We start from the raw sequence: 14975 nt of genomic DNA on the forward strand, positions 1-14975 counted from the left end.
TCGTGCCTGGGGCGTCGGGCAGAAGCGGGCCGTGGCTTCGTACGAGCCGGAGCAGCGGGTGGCGCGAGCGACCGCGCCCGTCGCGCGCGGGGGCAGAGGAGGAACGATGATCCCGCGGACCGTCGCACGCGTGCAAGGCCTGTTCAACCTCGTCGGCGGCGCCTGGCTCCTCCTGCACCTGCGCAGCTTCGAGCGGGTCTTCGGCCCCAGGACCGACCGGTGGCTGCGGTACACCTCCGGTGGCCTGCAGGCCACCACCGGCTGGACGCCGGACGGCGGCGCGGAAGCGGTCCGGAGCCGCCGGGCGGGCGTGGGATCGGCGGCGACCCTGGTGTCCGTCGACCTGATCCACGTGCCCCTGGGCCGGCTCCGGCCCACCTACCTCCTGGACGCCGCCGTGCAGGCCGGATGGCTCGCCGCCCGGGCAGCGTGCGGCCGGCTGACTCCGGGGAACGCGAACGAACGTGCCGGCGGCGTGCCGGTACACCGAAACCGGCCAGCACAGCGGTCAGCGGCGGTGCCGTCGCCGGCCGACAGCGGACTGAAGGACGACGCGACAATGACCAGAACCCACCCCGGCACGGCGACGGACCACAGCGCGCGCACGATCGATCCGGACCTGTTGGGCATCTACCTGAACGATCACCTGGCCGGAGCCACGAGCGGCACGGAACGCGTGCGCTACCTGGCCCGGGCGACCGCCGGATCGCCGCTAGGCCGTGAGATCGGCCCACTCGCGGCCGAGATCGCCGAGGACCGCAAGACACTGCTCGCCATCATGCGGAACCTGGGCGTGCCGGTGCGCCGCTACAAGGTCGGCGCGGCCTGGATCGCCGAGCGCGCCGGACGGCTGAAGACCAACGGCCGCCTGGTGCGGCGCTCCCCGCTGACGACCTTCTTCGAACTGGAGATGCTGCGCATGGCGGTGGAGGGCAAGGCCGCCGGGTGGCAGACCCTGCGCCGGCTGGCCCCCGACCACGACGCGCTGGACGCGCGGCTCCTCGACGACCTGCTGGAGCGGGCCCGGAGTCAGCAGCAGACCTTGGAGCAGTGGCGGGAGCGGCGGATCCAGTCGACTTTCGAGAGGCCCGGTCCGGCGACCGCCGACTCCCCGTAACCCCGGGGAGGGCTCGGGGAGTTGGCGTCGTGGTCGTGGTCGTGGTCGTGGTCGTGGTCGTGGTCGTGGTCGTGGTCGTGGTCGTGGTCGCGGTCGTGGCGCCGGCGGGCGGGCCCGCCGGGAAGGCGCCGTACGACGTGGTGCGGGTCATCACCACGGTGAGAAGGCCGAAGGGGCCGGCCGCGGGGCCGACGCTCCGGCCGCCCACGAGCACGGGCATGCGTACCGTGGTGACGCCGGACTCCTGAGGGTCCAGGTGGCCGCCGGCGCGCCCGGGGTGTGCCACGCCGTTTGCGGTGTCGTCGGGTGCGGCTGGGTGTCGTCTCTGGCCCACTCTGCGAGGATGACGGCGGGGCCGGGTGTCCGGATGGTCCGGGCAAGCCGCTGGCCGCTTGTGGTCAGACAGGTCGCAGTGTTCATGCCACCCTCCGAATGCCGTTGACGGTGATGCCGGTCGCGAGCAGGGACGGTCCGGGGCTCCGGAAAACGGGCCGCGGTCTCGATGGGACCGTCGGCTCCGTAGCCGACCGGTTGTCCTGTCTTTCACGCTACCGGCGGCGCAACGGCAGACCGCGGTACCCCGGAGGGAACCTCGTCGGCGGGGCGGTACCCGGGTACTACGCCCGCCCGGGGCGGCAGTACCGCTGGTCACCGGGGACGGCCGGATGCTCGGCAGAGAACCGGTGTCCGTGTCCCACCGGCCCTCCGGCCTCCTTTCCGGGTCAGCCGGGCCAGGTTCCGGTCAAACGGCGGACGGTGGTGGCCCCGACGCGGTCGACGGCCGCCTTGACCCCGGCGAAGATCGCGCCCTGGAGCGTGGCCGCGAGCAGCACCTCGCGCCAGGAACGATCTTCGTCGGTGGCGTCCGGAGCGTCCTCGCCGTGACCGAGCGCCTTCCACGTCTGCTTGAACAGCGCTCCCGCGGCCATGCCGCTGACGGCGCCGAGCACGAGGGCGACCGGCCTGTAGGCGATCTTCGATGCTTTCACCCGGTTCACCCCTTCCGGCGGCGGCAGGCCAGCCACAGCACGACAGCCACACACGCTGCGGCCACCAGTACCTTGCGGTTGTCCCGCGCCAGCTGCGCCCCCCGGGCGGTCTTCTCCCGCACCGGCTCGGGCGCCTTCTCCTCCCACAGATGACCGACCTCGGCGGCCTTGGCCCGGGCCTGCCCGGCGGCCTGGGCGGCCTTGTCCCTGACCGGTTCGGGGAGCCGGTCCTGCGCCTGGTGGGCCACGTCGGCGGCCCTGGCCTTCAGTTCCGCGGCCTTGAGGGTGGCCTGTTCCTTCAGCTCGCCGGCCTTCGCCGCAGTCTGCGCCTTGACCTCGGCGGCCTTCTCCTCGGCCTTCGCCGTGAGTGCCTGGACCGTCTCTCCGAGCTCGGCCCGGGTCCGCTCGACCTGTGCACGGAGTTCCTCGGGGCTGGAGGCGGTGGGTTCGTCGTGAGGCGGCTGGGTCATCGGTGTGCACTCCCCTTCATCTCGGCCATGTCGGCCTTCACGTTCTCGACGGTCCGCTCGGGCGCGGGCGGCCCGGCCCGGTCGACCTGTTTCTCACTCATGACCGGCGTCGCGGTGATCACGCCCAGCGCCGCTGTGACGATCGGCCCGGCTGCCCGTACCGGCAGCGCCACCGCCAGTGCGGCGGTCACGGTCGCGACCAGCGCCTGCGCCGTCAGGAATCCGACCACGCGGCGCCGCCGAACAGGACGCCGCCCTTGCCGTAGCGCTTGCCCTTCTCCTTCATTCTCCGCCTGCGCCAGGCACAGTTCGTCTCGCACCGGCTCGGTCAGCTGCACGAGGCCCGCTGCACCAGCTCGCCCACCGGCTCATGGCCGAAACGGTCCACGCTCGGGCGGACCCGGCACCGTGCGGCTGGGTGCTCGACACGACGGTCGCCTCCTGTACCTCTGAACTCCTGCCGGCCGGACCGCGTCGCGCGTCCGACCATCCGATGAGGACGCGAGTACCCGGAGCAGGCGAATTCAGGCCGGGCAGACGATCCAGTCGTCTGCCCGGCCTGAATTCGCCTGTCCTCCCGACCTCCCCGAACCACCCTGATGGCCGCAGGTGCCGACCACTTCGCCACCGAGGGCCCGGACGGACCGCCGCTCGCCGCCGCGCGGAGCCTCGCCGAACGGGCGCAGCGAGTCGCCTCGGTGTGCAGCGGCGCCTTCGTCCTCGCCGCGCTCGGCCTGCCGGGCGGTCGCCGCGCCAAACCACCCACTGGCGACACGGACGCGCACGCGCCGCCACCCGCGCGTGCACGTCGAACCCGACGCCTTGCACGTCAGCGACTGGCGCTACCACACCAGCACGGGCATCGGCGCGGGCATCGGCCTCGCCCTCGCGCTGGTCGAACACGTCCACGGTGCCGACGCCGCTCAACCCGACCCCGGGCTGGGTCAGTTGACCTGGCCGGCGGGCCGCACCACGAGGTGGCTGACGTCGACGCCTTCGGGCTGGTTGACGGCGAACAGGATCGTCTCGGCGACCTGCTCGGCGGTCAGGGCCGGTGCCGCGTCGGGGCAGCCGCCGCGCTCGTCCCAGAACGGGGTGTCCACGATCCCCGGGGCGACGAGGGTCACGCCGATGCCGTCCTCGGCCACCAGCAGCCGGACGTTCTCGACCAGGGCGTGTGCGGCCCACTTGGTGACCGAGTACATGTTGCCGGGCGTGTTCCTGATGCCCGCGACCGAACCGACGACCACGATCCGCCCCTTGGACTGCCGCAGGTGAGGCAGCGTCTGCTGCACCAGCAGGGCCGGGCCGAGGACGTTGGTGAGGACCATGGTGCGCATGGCCTGGGCGTCGTGGTTCTCCAGGGTGCCGGGCAGGGAGAACCCGGCGTTGGCGATCACCGTGTCCAACCGGCCCCAGGAGTCCACGACTTGCCGCACGGTGGCGGCGACATGGTGCTCGTCGGCGGCGTCCCCGCTGATGGTCAGCAGTCGTTCCCCCGCGCCGGTGGAGGTGGCGAACGCGGCCAGCCTGTCGGCGTCGCGGCCGGTGATCGCCACGCGGTGGCCCTGCTTGAGCAGGCCGCGGGCGGTGGCCGCGCCGATTCCGCTCGAACCGCCGGTGATCAACGTGACAGGTTCCATGGGATGACCTCCTCCTTGACGGCGGTACCGGCGACCCCGCCGGGATCCAGGCGCCGGAGAACGCCAACCGACGTGTGATGCCCGGCCGTTGCGAGTCGCTGCCGCTCCCCCGATGTCGTGACAGTCGACGATCCGATGAGCCGGCGACGCGGGCGGTCCGAGTACGCCTCGGCCACACCACCGGTGATCAACTTCTGTCGTCGGCCCCGATGCTACTACGCCGCGGCCATCGACCCCCGTGACTGCGGCTGCAGTACGAACTCCACGACGGACCGGGGACCGGCGGCGACACCGAGCCGATGGAGCAGCTCACAGAGTGGCGTTTCGTTATGTCCCCGTAACATCCGCACCTGATCCGGCGGGTCTACCTTTGTCGACGCTCGGCCAACTCCACACCCTCACAAGGGAGTAGCCATGCCCGAAGTCCGTCGGCGTACCCTCGCCGTGTCCACCGCCCTGCTGACCCTCCTGGGCACCGCGGCACCGGCCGTCGCCGCCACCGCCCCCACCCTCGTGCAGGCCCCGCTCGCCCACCACGGCGGCGGCCTGTTGCACAGCACCAGCGGCAACTGGGCCGGATACGCCGCCACCGGTGGCCGGTTCACCAGCGTCAAGGCCAGCTGGGTCCAGCCGGCCGTGTCCTGCAACGGCACCGACACCTGGTCCAGCTTCTGGGTCGGCCTCGACGGCGACGGCAGCAACTCGGTCGAGCAGACCGGCACCGAGGCCGACTGCTCCAGCGGCTCCCCGGTGTACTCGGCCTGGTACGAGATGTACCCGGCCTACCCGGTCAACTACAGCAACACCGTACGGCCGGGCGACCACTTCACCGCGAGCGTCACCACCAGCGGCAGCGGGTCCTTCACCCTCACCCTGTCCGACACCACGGCCGGTTGGAGCCGCACCGTCAACAAGTCCCTCAAGAGCGCGGCCCTGGCCTCCGCCGAGGTGATCGCGGAGGCGCCCTCCAGCTCCAGCGGGGTGCTGCCGCTCTCGAACTTCGGCTCGGTCGCCTTCAGCGGCTCCACCGTCAACGGCCAGGCGCTGGGCGGCTTCAGCCCGGACGCCATCACCATGGCCTCGGGCGGTACCACCAAGGCCACCACCTCCGGGCTGAGCGGCGGCAGTTCCTTCTCGGTGACCTGGAAGCACAGCTGACGGACGGTGGACGGGGCCGCGCCGCGGGTGCGGCCCCGTCCACCCGGCATCCACGAACTGCTGGAGCGGCAGGCTCCGCAGCGGCCCGAGCTTCTCCCTGCTCAGCCGGAACGCGTACGCGCCCATCAGCATCTGCACCAGCAGGAATGCCGCCCACAGACCGGTGATCCGGACCGGGGCGAGGAAGGTCACACCTGACTTCCGGCTGATATCGAGCGAGTGACGCTCAGCGCCGGGCCGCGAACGAGCGGAAGGCCGTCGCCCCCGGCCCGGGAGCGACGGCCTTTCCGTGGTGACGGCTCAGCCTTCGGCGCGGGCCCTGGCCCAGGCGGCCTCGCGCAGCAGCCGCAGGCCGTTGAGGCCGACGATGACGGTCGAGCCCTCGTGGCCGAGGACGCCCAGCGGCAGCGGGAGGGTGGCGACCAGGTCCCAGACCACCAGCGCGGAGATGAACACCGAGGCGATCACCAGGTTCTGCACGACGAAGGAGCGGGCCCGCCGGGAGAGGGCCACCACGGCGGGGACCGTGGCGAGTTCGTCGCGCACGATGACGGCGTCGGCGGTCTCCAGCGCGAGGTCGGAGCCGGCCCGGCCCATGGCGACGCCGGTGTGGGCGGCGGCCAGGGCGGGCGCGTCGTTGACGCCGTCGCCGAGCACCAGGACCTTGCGGCCAGCCCTCTCCTGCTCCTGGACGGCGGTGACCTTGTCCTGGGGGAGCAGCCCGGCGCGGACGTCGGTGATCCCGACCTCGGCGGCCAGTCGGGCGGCGGCGCGCGGGTTGTCGCCGGTGAGCAGCACCGGCGCCGTGCCGGTGAGGGCGGTGAGCGCGGTGACGGTGGCGGCGGCGTCCGGGCGCAGGCGGTCGGCGATGCCGAGCACGCCGACCGGGACGCCGTCGACCTCGACCAGGACGGCGGTGCGGCCGCCGGTCTCCAGTTCGGCGGCGACCGCGGCGGCGCGGGCGGCGATGGCGCCCCCGGTGCGGTTCAGCAGCCGGGCCGGGGCGCCGACCGCGACGGTGCGGCCGTCGACGGTGGCGGTGACGCCGATGCCGGGGGCGGATGCGAAGTTCTCGGCGGTGGCGAGGGCCAGGCCCCGGGTGCGGGCCGCGTCCACGATCGCGCGGGCGAGCGGGTGCTCGCTCGGGTGCTCGGCGGCTGCGGCCAGGGCGAGCAGGCCGTCGGTGGTGAGGCCGTCGGTGGTGAGGCCGGAGCCGGCGATACCGGAGCCGGTGAGGCCGTCGTCGGTCGGGCCGGAGCCGGTGAGCGGGCGCAGGTCGGTGACCCGGGGCGTGCCCTCGGTCAGGGTGCCGGTCTTGTCGAGGGCCACGCCGTCGACCTGGCCGAGTCGCTCCATGACCACGGCGGACTTCACCAGCACACCGTGCCGTCCGGCGTTGGCGATCGCCGACAGCAGCGGCGGCATGGTGGCGAGCACCACGGCGCACGGGGAGGCGACGATCATGAAGGTCATCGCCCGCAGCAGCGAGCCGGTGACGGCCGCGCCGAAGGCGAGGGGCACCGCGAAGACCGCGAGGGTGGCGATCACCATGCCGATCGAGTAGCGCTGTTCGACCTTCTCGATGAACAGCTGGGTCGGCGCCTTGGTCTCGGAGGCCTCCTCGACCATGGCGACGATCCGGGCGATCACCGAGTCGGAGGCGTCGCGCTCGACCTTCACCCGCAGCGCACCGGTGCCGTTCAGGGTGCCGGCGAACACCTCGTCGCCGACCTCCTTCGCCACGGGCAGCGGCTCGCCGGTGATGGTGGCCTGGTCGACCTCGCTCGCGCCGTCCAGCACCCGCCCGTCGGCGCCGATCCGCTCGCCGGGCCGCACCAGGACGGTGTCGCCGACCGCCAGCCGCTCGGTCGGCACGTTCTCCTCACGGCCGTCGTCCAGCAGCCGGGTGGCGGTGGTCGGGGCGAGGTCGAGCAGTCCGCGCACCGAGTCGGCGGTACGGGCGGTGGCCAGGGCCTCCAGCGCGCCGGAGGTGGCGAAGATGACGATCAGCAGCGCGCCGTCCATGACCTGGCCGACGGCGGCGGCGCCGAGGGCGGCGACGATCATCAGCAGGTCGACGTCGAGGGTCTTCTCGCGCAGTGCCCGGAGGCCGGCCCAGGCGGGCTCCCAGCCGCCGGTGGCGTACGTGAGGGCGTACAGCGGACCCCAGGCCCAGGCGGGGGCGCCGGTGAGCTGGAGCGGGAGCGCGATCAGGAACAGCACGGTCGCGGCGGCGGCCCAGCGGGCCTCGGGGAGGGCGAACACCCGGGTTCGGCGGCGCGGGGCGGTGTCGGGACGCGGTGCGGCGGAGGGCGCGGGTCGCTCGATCAGAGTGGTGGGCATGGGGGCGGGACCCTTCGGGGCAGGGCGGGGCCAGTGACTCATCCACGATACATGAACATATGAACCCCTCTTCATGTATGAGTTGTACTATTGCCCGCATGGGTCATGGAGCCGCCCCCGCAACCGCCGTCCCGCACACCCGCCTGGACGAAGCCAGCGCTGCCCGGGTGGCCACCACCCTCCAGGCCCTGGCCACCCCCTCGCGCCTGCTGATCCTCTCCCGTCTGCGCGAGGGCCCCTGCGCGGCGACCGAACTCGCCGCCGAGGTCGGCCTGGAGCAGTCCGCCTGCTCCCACCAGCTGCGCCTACTGCGAAACCTCGGCTTGGTGGTCGGGCGGCGGCAGGGCCGTTCGGTCGTCTACGCCCTCTACGACAACCACGTCGCCGCCCTGCTCGACCAGGCCGTCTACCACATCGAGCACCTGCGCCTCGGTCTCACCGACACGGACACGGACACGGACGCGGACACGGGCACGGACACCGCGCTCGACTGACTCGGTTGACTCCCCGTCGGGTCGGCCCGAAGGCTCCGTCCCGACGGGGAGCCGACTGCTCAGCGCTGGTGCCAGGCGGTGAGGAGCTCGGCCTCCTGGTCCGGGGTCAGGGTCTGCGGCAGCGGGTCGAACGGCCGGATGTCACGGGCCGAGTCGGCCACCGGGCGGACCTTGAGGCCGGTGGCGAGGGCGGCGGACGGGTCGGCGGTGCCGGTGGCCCGGATCAGCGGGTTGGTGCTCCACAGCGGCAGCGCCTGGTCCTGGACGCCGGCCGCACCGAGGAAGTCCTCGTCCACCCAGGTGAGCGTGGTGCCGGGCGGGGCGACCGCCGAGGCGACCGCGTCGAGTAGGTCGCCCATGCTGAAGGGCGGGGGCGTCGCGGCGTGGAAGGGGCCCGAGGCGCCCTGGTCGAGCAGGCCGAGCATCCAGTCCGCGAGGTCGCGGGCGTCGATGACCTGGATCGGGGTCTCGGGCCGGCCCGGGGCCAGTACCTCGCCGCCCCGGGCGAGCCGCTGCACCCAGTGGTCGAAGCGGTGGGTGTAGTCCTCGGGACCGATCACATAGGTCGGACGCACCAGCAGCACGTCCGGGCCGAAGGACTCCCGGGCCTCCCGCTCGCACTGGACCTTGAGGACGCCGTAAGTGGCGGCGGTGATCGCCTCGGCCTCGGGCCCGTCGGCGGGGAGCAGTGGGGAGCGCTCGGTGAACCCCGGGGCGGTGGGCGTGCCGTAGACGGCCAAGGAGGACACCAGGAGATAGCGCCCGGCGGCGCCGGGGTCGAGTGCGGCGGCCAACTGGCGGATCTGGCGCGGGAAGTAGGCGCTGACGTCCACGGTGGCGTCCCAGGCGAGGCCGCGCAGGACGGACAGGTCGGCGTCGCGGTCGGCGATGAGGTGGGTGGCGTCCGGGAGCAGATGGGCACCGGACCTGCCCCGGTGTAGCACCGTGACGTCGTGCCCGGCGGCGAGGGCCGCCCGGGCGAAGTGGTAACCGACGAACCTGGTGCCGCCCATGATCAGAATGCGCATCAGGCCATGGTGGCAGCCCGGCGCGGGCCGGGCCAGGGCCGATGCGGTCCTGGCCCGGCCCGCGTGGGTTCGGGGGCGCGTTCGGGGGCGTGTTCGGGGCGCGCTCCGGAGCCGTCAGCCGTGGATGCCCAGCTGGGTCAGCAGCGTCTGGTTGTCCTCGATGTGCCAGTCCTCCACGATCCGGTCGGTGCCGACGTGCTGGATGTCGATGGCGTTGAACTCGACGCTCTGGCCCTCGCCCCGGACGCCGTTGAAGGTGCCGGTGAAGTGGCCGCGGAAGACCAGCCGGGCGGTGATCCTGTCGCCGGTGACCAGCACGTCGGACAGCTCGCAGGTCAGGTCCGGCACGGCGGCGCGGAAGGTCTTCGAGGCGGCGAGCGGCCCGGCGGGGCCCTGGGGGCGGCCGGGCGGCAGGGTGTTGTCCCGGAACTGCGGGCTGATGGCCGCGTCCAGGTACCGCTGCCGGCCGGTGTTCCAGAAGGTGTACAACTGCTGCGCCAGTCGGACCTCCTGGGCCGCACGCCGGGCGCCGATCGAGCGGTCCACGGTGAGCGACTTCGGCTGCACCAGGTCGGGCGACCGGTCGAGCAGGCGCTGCGGCCAGGAGTGCGAGGCGGGCTCGGGGTTGCCGTCGTGGCGGGCGGAGGAAGGGGCGGGGGCAGCGGCGGCGGTGCCGGCCGCCAGGGCCGCGACGGTCGCGGCGACGGCGGCGGTGCGGGTCAAGGTGCGCCAGGACATGGGGAGTTGCTCCTCGGATCGAATCGGGGGGTGGATTTTCGCGGACGGGCGTGGCCGGACGGCCGGACGGACGGTCAGGCGAGCCGGCCGCCGCCGTCGACGTGCAGCACGGTGCCCGTGACGTACGGGTTGTCGATGGCGTAGAACACGGCCTTGACCAGGTCCTCCGGGCTGCCGACGCGGCGGGCCGGGTTGCGCTCGGCCACCCCGCGCAGGAACGCCTCCTTGTCGGCGCCCAGGCCGTCCCAGGAACCGGTGTCGACGATGCCGGGGGAGACCGCGTTGACCCGGACCGGGGCGATCTCCACCGCCAGCGCCTGCACCAGGAAGGCCAGCGCGCCGTTGGTGGTGGCCATCACCGTGCGGGCGGGCGCCGGGCGCCAGGCCGCCACCCCGGAGAAGAAGGTGAACGAGCCGCGCTCGGACACCTGCCCGGCCAGATGCTTGGCCAGCAGCATCGGGCCGATCACCTTCGCGGCGAACGCCCGCTGCACGTCGGCGAGTTCGAGGTCCTTCAGCGGGCCGTTGGCGGGCATCGCGGCGGTCGAGACCAGGTGGTCGAACCGGCCGGCCCGCCGGGCGAACCCGGCGATCGAGTGTTCGTCGGTGAGGTCGAGCGCGATCACCTCGGACGGCCCGGTCAGCTCGCCGGCCGTCCACTCCAGCTTGCGCGGGTCGGGACCGGCCAGCACCACCGCGGCGCCGGCCGCCGAAGCGGCCCTGGCCAGGGCACGTCCGGTGCGCGAACCGGCGCCCACCACGACCAGTCGCTGTCCCTGCAGAGGCGTGCCGTCGGACATGGGAGTACTCCTTCGAGTTCGGGTCATCAGGGGATTCCGGCCACCCGCTGTTCCCTGCGGCGGCCGCACCACGAGCCTCTCCCGACGTGGGGTGATGAGTCCAAGGCATCTTTTCGACAGCTGCCATAAAATTCCTTCATGGCAACCCCGACACTCCGACAGCTCGAATACCTGGCCGCCGTGGTCGACACCGGCTCGTTCACCCGCGCCGCAGAGCAACTGCACGTCACCCAGCCCGCGCTGTCCCACCAGATCAGGGCCCTGGAGACGGCGCTCGGCGGCCCGCTGCTGGAACGGCTGCCGCGCTCGGTGCGGCTCACCCCGACGGGCCGGGCGGTGCTGCCGCACGCCCGCGCCGCGCTGGCCGGGGCCGACCGGCTGCAGGCGGTGGCCCGGCGGGCCACCGGGCTGGAGGAAGGGGAGTTGGAGGTCGCCGCGGTCTACTCGATCAGCCTCGGCATCCTGCCGCCGGTCCTCCGGGCCTGGCATCGCCAGCACCCCGGCGTGCGGATCCGGCTGCGCGAGTACGCGCACGCCGACCGGCTCCAGGAGGCCATGGCCGAGGGCCGGGCCGACCTCGCCATCGGACCTGCGCCGGAGGGCTGGGAGGGGCCGATCCGGGAGCTCGGCGTCGAGGAGTTCACGGTCGTCCTGGCCGCCGACGACCCCCTGGCCGACGACCCCCTGGCCGACGACCCCCTGGCCGACGACTCCCGGGCCGACGACGGGCTGCGCGAGGGCCGGTCCGAGGGCCGTACCGCCGGATCCGTCGCACTCGGCGCCCTCGCGGACCGCGCCTGGGTCCACTACGCCCCCGACAACGGCCTCGCCGACCTGCTCGACCAGGCCTGTGCCCGCGCGGGCTTCCACCCCCGGGCGGCGGTCCGCGCCGAACAGACCTCCGCCGCACCGCTGCTCGCCGCGGCGGGTCTCGGACCGGCCCTCGTGCCGGCCGACATCATCCCGCCGCAGTTCGACGGGCTCCTGCTCCGCCCCGACCCGCCGATCCGCCGCACCCTCACCGCCTACACCCGCACCCGGCCCGACCCGCTCACCGTGGCCTTCGCCGAACTCCTCGCCGAGCGCGCCCGGATCAACCCAGCGGCCGCCGAGCAGCCGGCCGACCACGGCTGAGGCCCCGGATCCGGCAGCGGGCGCGGACGCCGCGGACGCAACACCGCGGCGGCCGGGGCCCGGCCGCCGCAGGTCAGCCGCGCCTCAGTCGGTCGGCGCGCTTCCGGCTTCCTCTTCCTGCGGGGCGGCGGCCGGAGCCTCGGACGCCGCAGTGTCCGCCTCGACGGGGCTCGTCCCGCCGGGGGCCGCCGCGTCGCGGTCGGCGCTCCCACCTGTCACCTCGGGCAGCGGCTTGCCTCCGCTCCAATCGGGCATCGGTTTGCCTCCCGTCCAATTCGGCATCGTGCTACCCGTTGCCGGCAAAGCACGTTGACGCCCTCTCACAGTGCGGCAAGAACGTCCTGGTGTACACCGTCGAGGACGAAGCCGTTGTCCAGGCGGATCCGGACCGTCACCCGGCTTCCGTGCGCCCGGTGCGTGGCCCACTCCGGTTCCAGCGCGGCGATCTGCGCCTCCAGCCGCTCCCGGCTGGCCTCCGGCATGGTGTGCCCGTAGTCGTCGAAGAGCGCCTTGAGCCGCTGGTACTCGCGGACCTCCTCGCTCTCCGGGAGTTCGCCGTCCACCCGCTCGACGGTGCCCTCCGCCCCGACGCCCAGGGAGAGGAACCCGACGACGGTCCCGGGCCCACCGGGGTTGCCGGGCTCGCCGGGCTCGCGGGTGAAGGCCTCACCGATCCCGAGGTCCGCCGTCAGCCTGACGCGTCGTCCTTCCTCCAGGGTCATCCGTCCTCTGCCTCTCAGATCGTTCGGTGCCGCGGGCGCGGCCGTCCGACGGTCAGGTCATTATCCGTGGCCGCGGGGGTGGTCGGGTCAGGCGCGGCCCGCCGCGGCGCGGCGTCGGGCCCTCCGGGCCCCGGCCGTGGCGGCGGTGATCGTCGGATAGGCCGCGGGGTGGCGAGGAGATCGGTGGCGAGGTCTCGCCGCACCGGACTTCCCGTGCTGCGTGCCCACGATCACCGCCCCTCGATGAAGCCCCACAGGCCGGCCCTTTACCTAACACGCCCCGGGAGCGGAGCCTTTGCGGACGCGTGGTGGCGAGCCGCGAGCCGTACCCTGGCGCAGCTGGGCGATCTCTGACACCATCTCAGCCGACGTGAACGATTCGTGTGTCCGTCGTTCACTCCACCCGCACAAGAGCAGTCGTAGAGCGTCGTCGAGAAGATCTGAGGCCTGCCATGAAGACCTTACGGACCCGCACCTCGCACGTACTGACGGTCGTGCTGATGCTCCTGGGCGTGACGACCGCCGCGACCGCGCAGGCGCAGGCGGCCCCGCAGCGGCTCGCAGCGAGCACCACCATCTGTTCCAACTCCCCGATACCGGCGGGGTGGGTGGTCACGAGCTCGTACAGCAGCTGGGGCTGCCCCGGCACCGGAGTCTCGTACACGATCACCGACACGGCCGGGCAGACCAACCTCACCATCTGCTCGTTCTCGCCCAAGCCGGCCGGGTGGGTGGTGACCAGCTCGTACAGCAGCAGCAACTGCGCGGGCAGCGGCGTCGCCTACGGCTTCCACAACGTGGCCAACGACACCAACGTCGGTGTGTGCTCCATGTCCCCGATCCCGGCGGGGTGGGTGATCACCAGCTCGTACAGCAGCAGCAACTGCGCGGGTACCGGCGTCGCCTACTCGCTCCACAACGTCGCGAACGACACCAGCGCTGGTGTGTGCTCCATGTCCCCGATCCCGGCGGGGTGGGTCGTCACCAGCTCGTACAGCAGCAGCAACTGCGTCGGCACCGGCGTCGCCTACACCCTCTTCAAGATCACCACTCAGACCTCCGCCGTCGTGTGCTCCTTCTCGCCCCTCCCGGCGGGCTGGGTGGTCAGCAGCTACTACCCGAGCAGCAACTGCTACGGCAGCGGCGTCGCCTACTCCATCCGCAAGGCCTGACCCGCCAGCTGCCGGCACTGCGCGGCGGCCCGGGCCGGTGAGGCGCGAGGAAGCCTGACGACAGGGCCTCTCGGCGGCTCGGGAGCACCACTCCTCCCGGCCGTCCGGAGGCCCTGTCGCCATCGCGCCGCCCGCGCCCACTCCAGCGACGTCCGCTTCGCCCGCGTGCACACCTTCGTCCAGGACATCCGGGTGGTGCGGGGCCGGCCAGCCCTCACCGCTGCCGGCTCCCACGGAGGCGGCGCACCGGGCGGCCGACTGGTTCGAGGCGGTCCTCGCGCGGCCCCGGGGCCGCTACGAGTGGCTGTACCAGGGGAAGGCCTACGCCCTCCGCGACGAGTACGCCGGGCGGCCCTCAGTCGAGGGTGAGCAGGAGCGCCACCGTGTTGCCCTCGGCGTCCAGGCACTCGGTCGTGTTGGAGCCGTCCGGGTTGGCCAGGACGCCCAGCACGGTGCCGGTGCCGTCCTCGTCCGGGATCATCAGCCAGTCGTTCGCGAAGTCGCCCTCGATCGGCTCCACCGGCCAGTCGGCCGGTTCCACCGAGGCGAGTTGAAGCGACTCGCGGAGGTTCTCCAGCCTCCAGCTGTCGCCCTCGGCGGCGCGTGCGTGCAAGGTGGCCCAGGCACGCTTGAGCATCCCGGTGCCCGGCTCGATCCAGGTCCTGCTGGGGTTCGCGTGCACCACGGCCAGACCGGACGGGGTCGCCACGCGGTCGCCGCAGTCCCGGGTCCGGACCGGGACGGTCTCGCCAGGGTGTACCAGGACCGCCACCGGGACCCCGGGTGCGTTCTCGCGGGCGATCAGGTAGACAGGCGTGCCGCCGGGCCGCATCGGGAAGCCCCCGCCCTCCGGTCCCAGCGGGTCGTAGATCGTGCCGTGGCCCGCGGCCCCCCGGATCAGACCGAGCCGCTCGATCCGCCAGCCGTCGCGGGTCAGAACACCCTCGGACGGATCGGCCAGGGCCGCGCTCAGCGCGGGCATGAACTCGTACTCGTACTCGAACTCGTCGTCCTCGTAGGACATTCGATCACTTCCCGAAGTCGTAGGTTCCGGGGAGCGTAGACCGTGGCACCGACACGCCGGTGGCCGTCCCGGGGCGGAGCCGCAGCGTCGGCCGGACCCGCTTCTTGGTCTGTGCGCCTCATGGGTCGGTCGAGCCACCGACC

The 14975-nt window shown here is 73.1% G+C and carries 17 protein-coding genes; 6 read left to right on the plus strand and 11 right to left on the minus strand.

The features are described 5' to 3' along the window. Nucleotides 1-106 precede the first annotated feature (106 nt). Nucleotides 107-1117 (plus strand): hypothetical protein, encoded by a 1011-nt coding sequence (locus BOQ63_RS39395; RefSeq protein WP_318299394.1) that lies wholly within the window; start codon nt 107-109, stop codon nt 1115-1117. A gap of 29 nt (nt 1118-1146) precedes the next feature. After that, nucleotides 1147-1365 carry a hypothetical protein gene (locus BOQ63_RS39400; RefSeq protein WP_191093630.1) on the plus strand — a complete coding sequence of 73 codons (219 nt, stop codon included), beginning with the start codon at nt 1147-1149 and terminating at the stop codon, nt 1363-1365. Nucleotides 1366-1839: 474 nt separating this feature from the next. Here the strand turns inward: BOQ63_RS39400 and BOQ63_RS39405 are convergent, their stop codons facing one another. From BOQ63_RS39405 to BOQ63_RS39420, 4 genes are all read right to left on the minus strand, one after another. Continuing rightward, nucleotides 1840-2106, minus strand: coding sequence for a DUF4235 domain-containing protein (locus tag BOQ63_RS39405; protein ID WP_030288812.1), 267 nt, complete (start codon nt 2104-2106; stop codon nt 1840-1842). A 5-nt stretch (nt 2107-2111) separates the two neighbouring features. After that, the gene (locus BOQ63_RS39410) at nt 2112-2576 is read right to left on the minus strand and encodes a DUF3618 domain-containing protein (protein WP_072655897.1); all 465 of its coding nucleotides are present in this window, start codon (nt 2574-2576) and stop codon (nt 2112-2114) included. Then, nucleotides 2573-2914 (minus strand): phage holin family protein, encoded by a 342-nt coding sequence (locus tag BOQ63_RS39415; protein WP_072655898.1) that lies wholly within the window; start codon nt 2912-2914, stop codon nt 2573-2575. Before BOQ63_RS39415 ends, BOQ63_RS39410 begins: the two co-directional genes overlap by 4 nt. Nucleotides 2915-3520: 606 nt before the next feature. Then, nucleotides 3521-4219, minus strand: a complete 699-nt coding sequence (locus tag BOQ63_RS39420) for an SDR family oxidoreductase (protein WP_030288810.1) — start codon at nt 4217-4219, stop codon at nt 3521-3523. A gap of 414 nt (nt 4220-4633) precedes the next feature. Here BOQ63_RS39420 and BOQ63_RS39425 point away from each other — a divergent pair, with 414 nt between their 5' ends. After that, nucleotides 4634-5377 (plus strand): G1 family glutamic endopeptidase, encoded by a 744-nt coding sequence (locus BOQ63_RS39425; protein WP_030288808.1) that lies wholly within the window; start codon nt 4634-4636, stop codon nt 5375-5377. Between the two features lie 300 nt (nt 5378-5677). Here BOQ63_RS39425 and BOQ63_RS39430 read toward each other — a convergent pair whose 3' ends face one another. Beyond that, a complete protein-coding gene (locus tag BOQ63_RS39430; protein WP_150476310.1) occupies nt 5678-7720 on the minus strand; it encodes a heavy metal translocating P-type ATPase in 2043 nt (680 codons plus the stop codon). 98 nt (nt 7721-7818) lie between these two features. On the opposite strand from BOQ63_RS39430, the gene BOQ63_RS39435 reads away from it, so the two are divergent. After that, a complete protein-coding gene (locus BOQ63_RS39435) occupies nt 7819-8214 on the plus strand; it encodes an ArsR/SmtB family transcription factor (RefSeq protein ID WP_030288804.1) in 396 nt (131 codons plus the stop codon). A gap of 59 nt (nt 8215-8273) precedes the next feature. Here the strand turns inward: BOQ63_RS39435 and BOQ63_RS39440 are convergent, their stop codons facing one another. The 3 genes from BOQ63_RS39440 to BOQ63_RS39450 all read right to left on the minus strand — a co-directional run bounded on the left by BOQ63_RS39440 (nt 8274) and on the right by BOQ63_RS39450 (nt 10780). Continuing rightward, entirely contained in the window at nt 8274-9242 is a 969-nt protein-coding gene (locus BOQ63_RS39440; RefSeq protein ID WP_072655900.1) for an NAD-dependent epimerase/dehydratase family protein, read from the minus strand. A 114-nt stretch (nt 9243-9356) separates the two neighbouring features. After that, complete coding sequence (locus tag BOQ63_RS39445) at nt 9357-9980, minus strand: ester cyclase (protein WP_072655901.1); 624 nt, start codon at nt 9978-9980, stop codon at nt 9357-9359. A 74-nt stretch (nt 9981-10054) separates the two neighbouring features. After that, complete coding sequence (locus tag BOQ63_RS39450; protein ID WP_030288799.1) at nt 10055-10780, minus strand: SDR family oxidoreductase; 726 nt, start codon at nt 10778-10780, stop codon at nt 10055-10057. 138 nt (nt 10781-10918) lie between these two features. Between BOQ63_RS39450 and BOQ63_RS39455 the strand changes: the two genes are divergently transcribed. Continuing rightward, nucleotides 10919-11914 (plus strand): LysR family transcriptional regulator, encoded by a 996-nt coding sequence (locus BOQ63_RS39455; protein ID WP_150476311.1) that lies wholly within the window; start codon nt 10919-10921, stop codon nt 11912-11914. An 84-nt stretch (nt 11915-11998) separates the two neighbouring features. Here the strand turns inward: BOQ63_RS39455 and BOQ63_RS39460 are convergent, their stop codons facing one another. Together BOQ63_RS39460 and BOQ63_RS39465 are read right to left on the minus strand one after the other, a co-directional pair. Next, the gene (locus BOQ63_RS39460) at nt 11999-12169 is read right to left on the minus strand and encodes a hypothetical protein (protein WP_157881799.1); all 171 of its coding nucleotides are present in this window, start codon (nt 12167-12169) and stop codon (nt 11999-12001) included. Nucleotides 12170-12234: 65 nt separating this feature from the next. Further along, nucleotides 12235-12636 carry a hypothetical protein gene (locus BOQ63_RS39465; RefSeq protein ID WP_030288795.1) on the minus strand — a complete coding sequence of 134 codons (402 nt, stop codon included), beginning with the start codon at nt 12634-12636 and terminating at the stop codon, nt 12235-12237. A 452-nt stretch (nt 12637-13088) separates the two neighbouring features. Between BOQ63_RS39465 and BOQ63_RS39470 the strand changes: the two genes are divergently transcribed. Further along, nucleotides 13089-13808, plus strand: coding sequence for a hypothetical protein (locus BOQ63_RS39470; RefSeq protein ID WP_030556052.1), 720 nt, complete (start codon nt 13089-13091; stop codon nt 13806-13808). 355 nt (nt 13809-14163) lie between these two features. Here BOQ63_RS39470 and BOQ63_RS39475 read toward each other — a convergent pair whose 3' ends face one another. Continuing rightward, entirely contained in the window at nt 14164-14832 is a 669-nt protein-coding gene (locus tag BOQ63_RS39475) for a hypothetical protein (RefSeq protein WP_072655904.1), read from the minus strand. Between the last annotated feature and the right edge of the window lie 143 nt (nt 14833-14975).

This window comes from Streptomyces viridifaciens, from assembly GCF_001888885.2.
Taxonomy (GTDB): Bacteria; Actinomycetota; Actinomycetes; order Streptomycetales; family Streptomycetaceae; genus Kitasatospora; species Kitasatospora aureofaciens.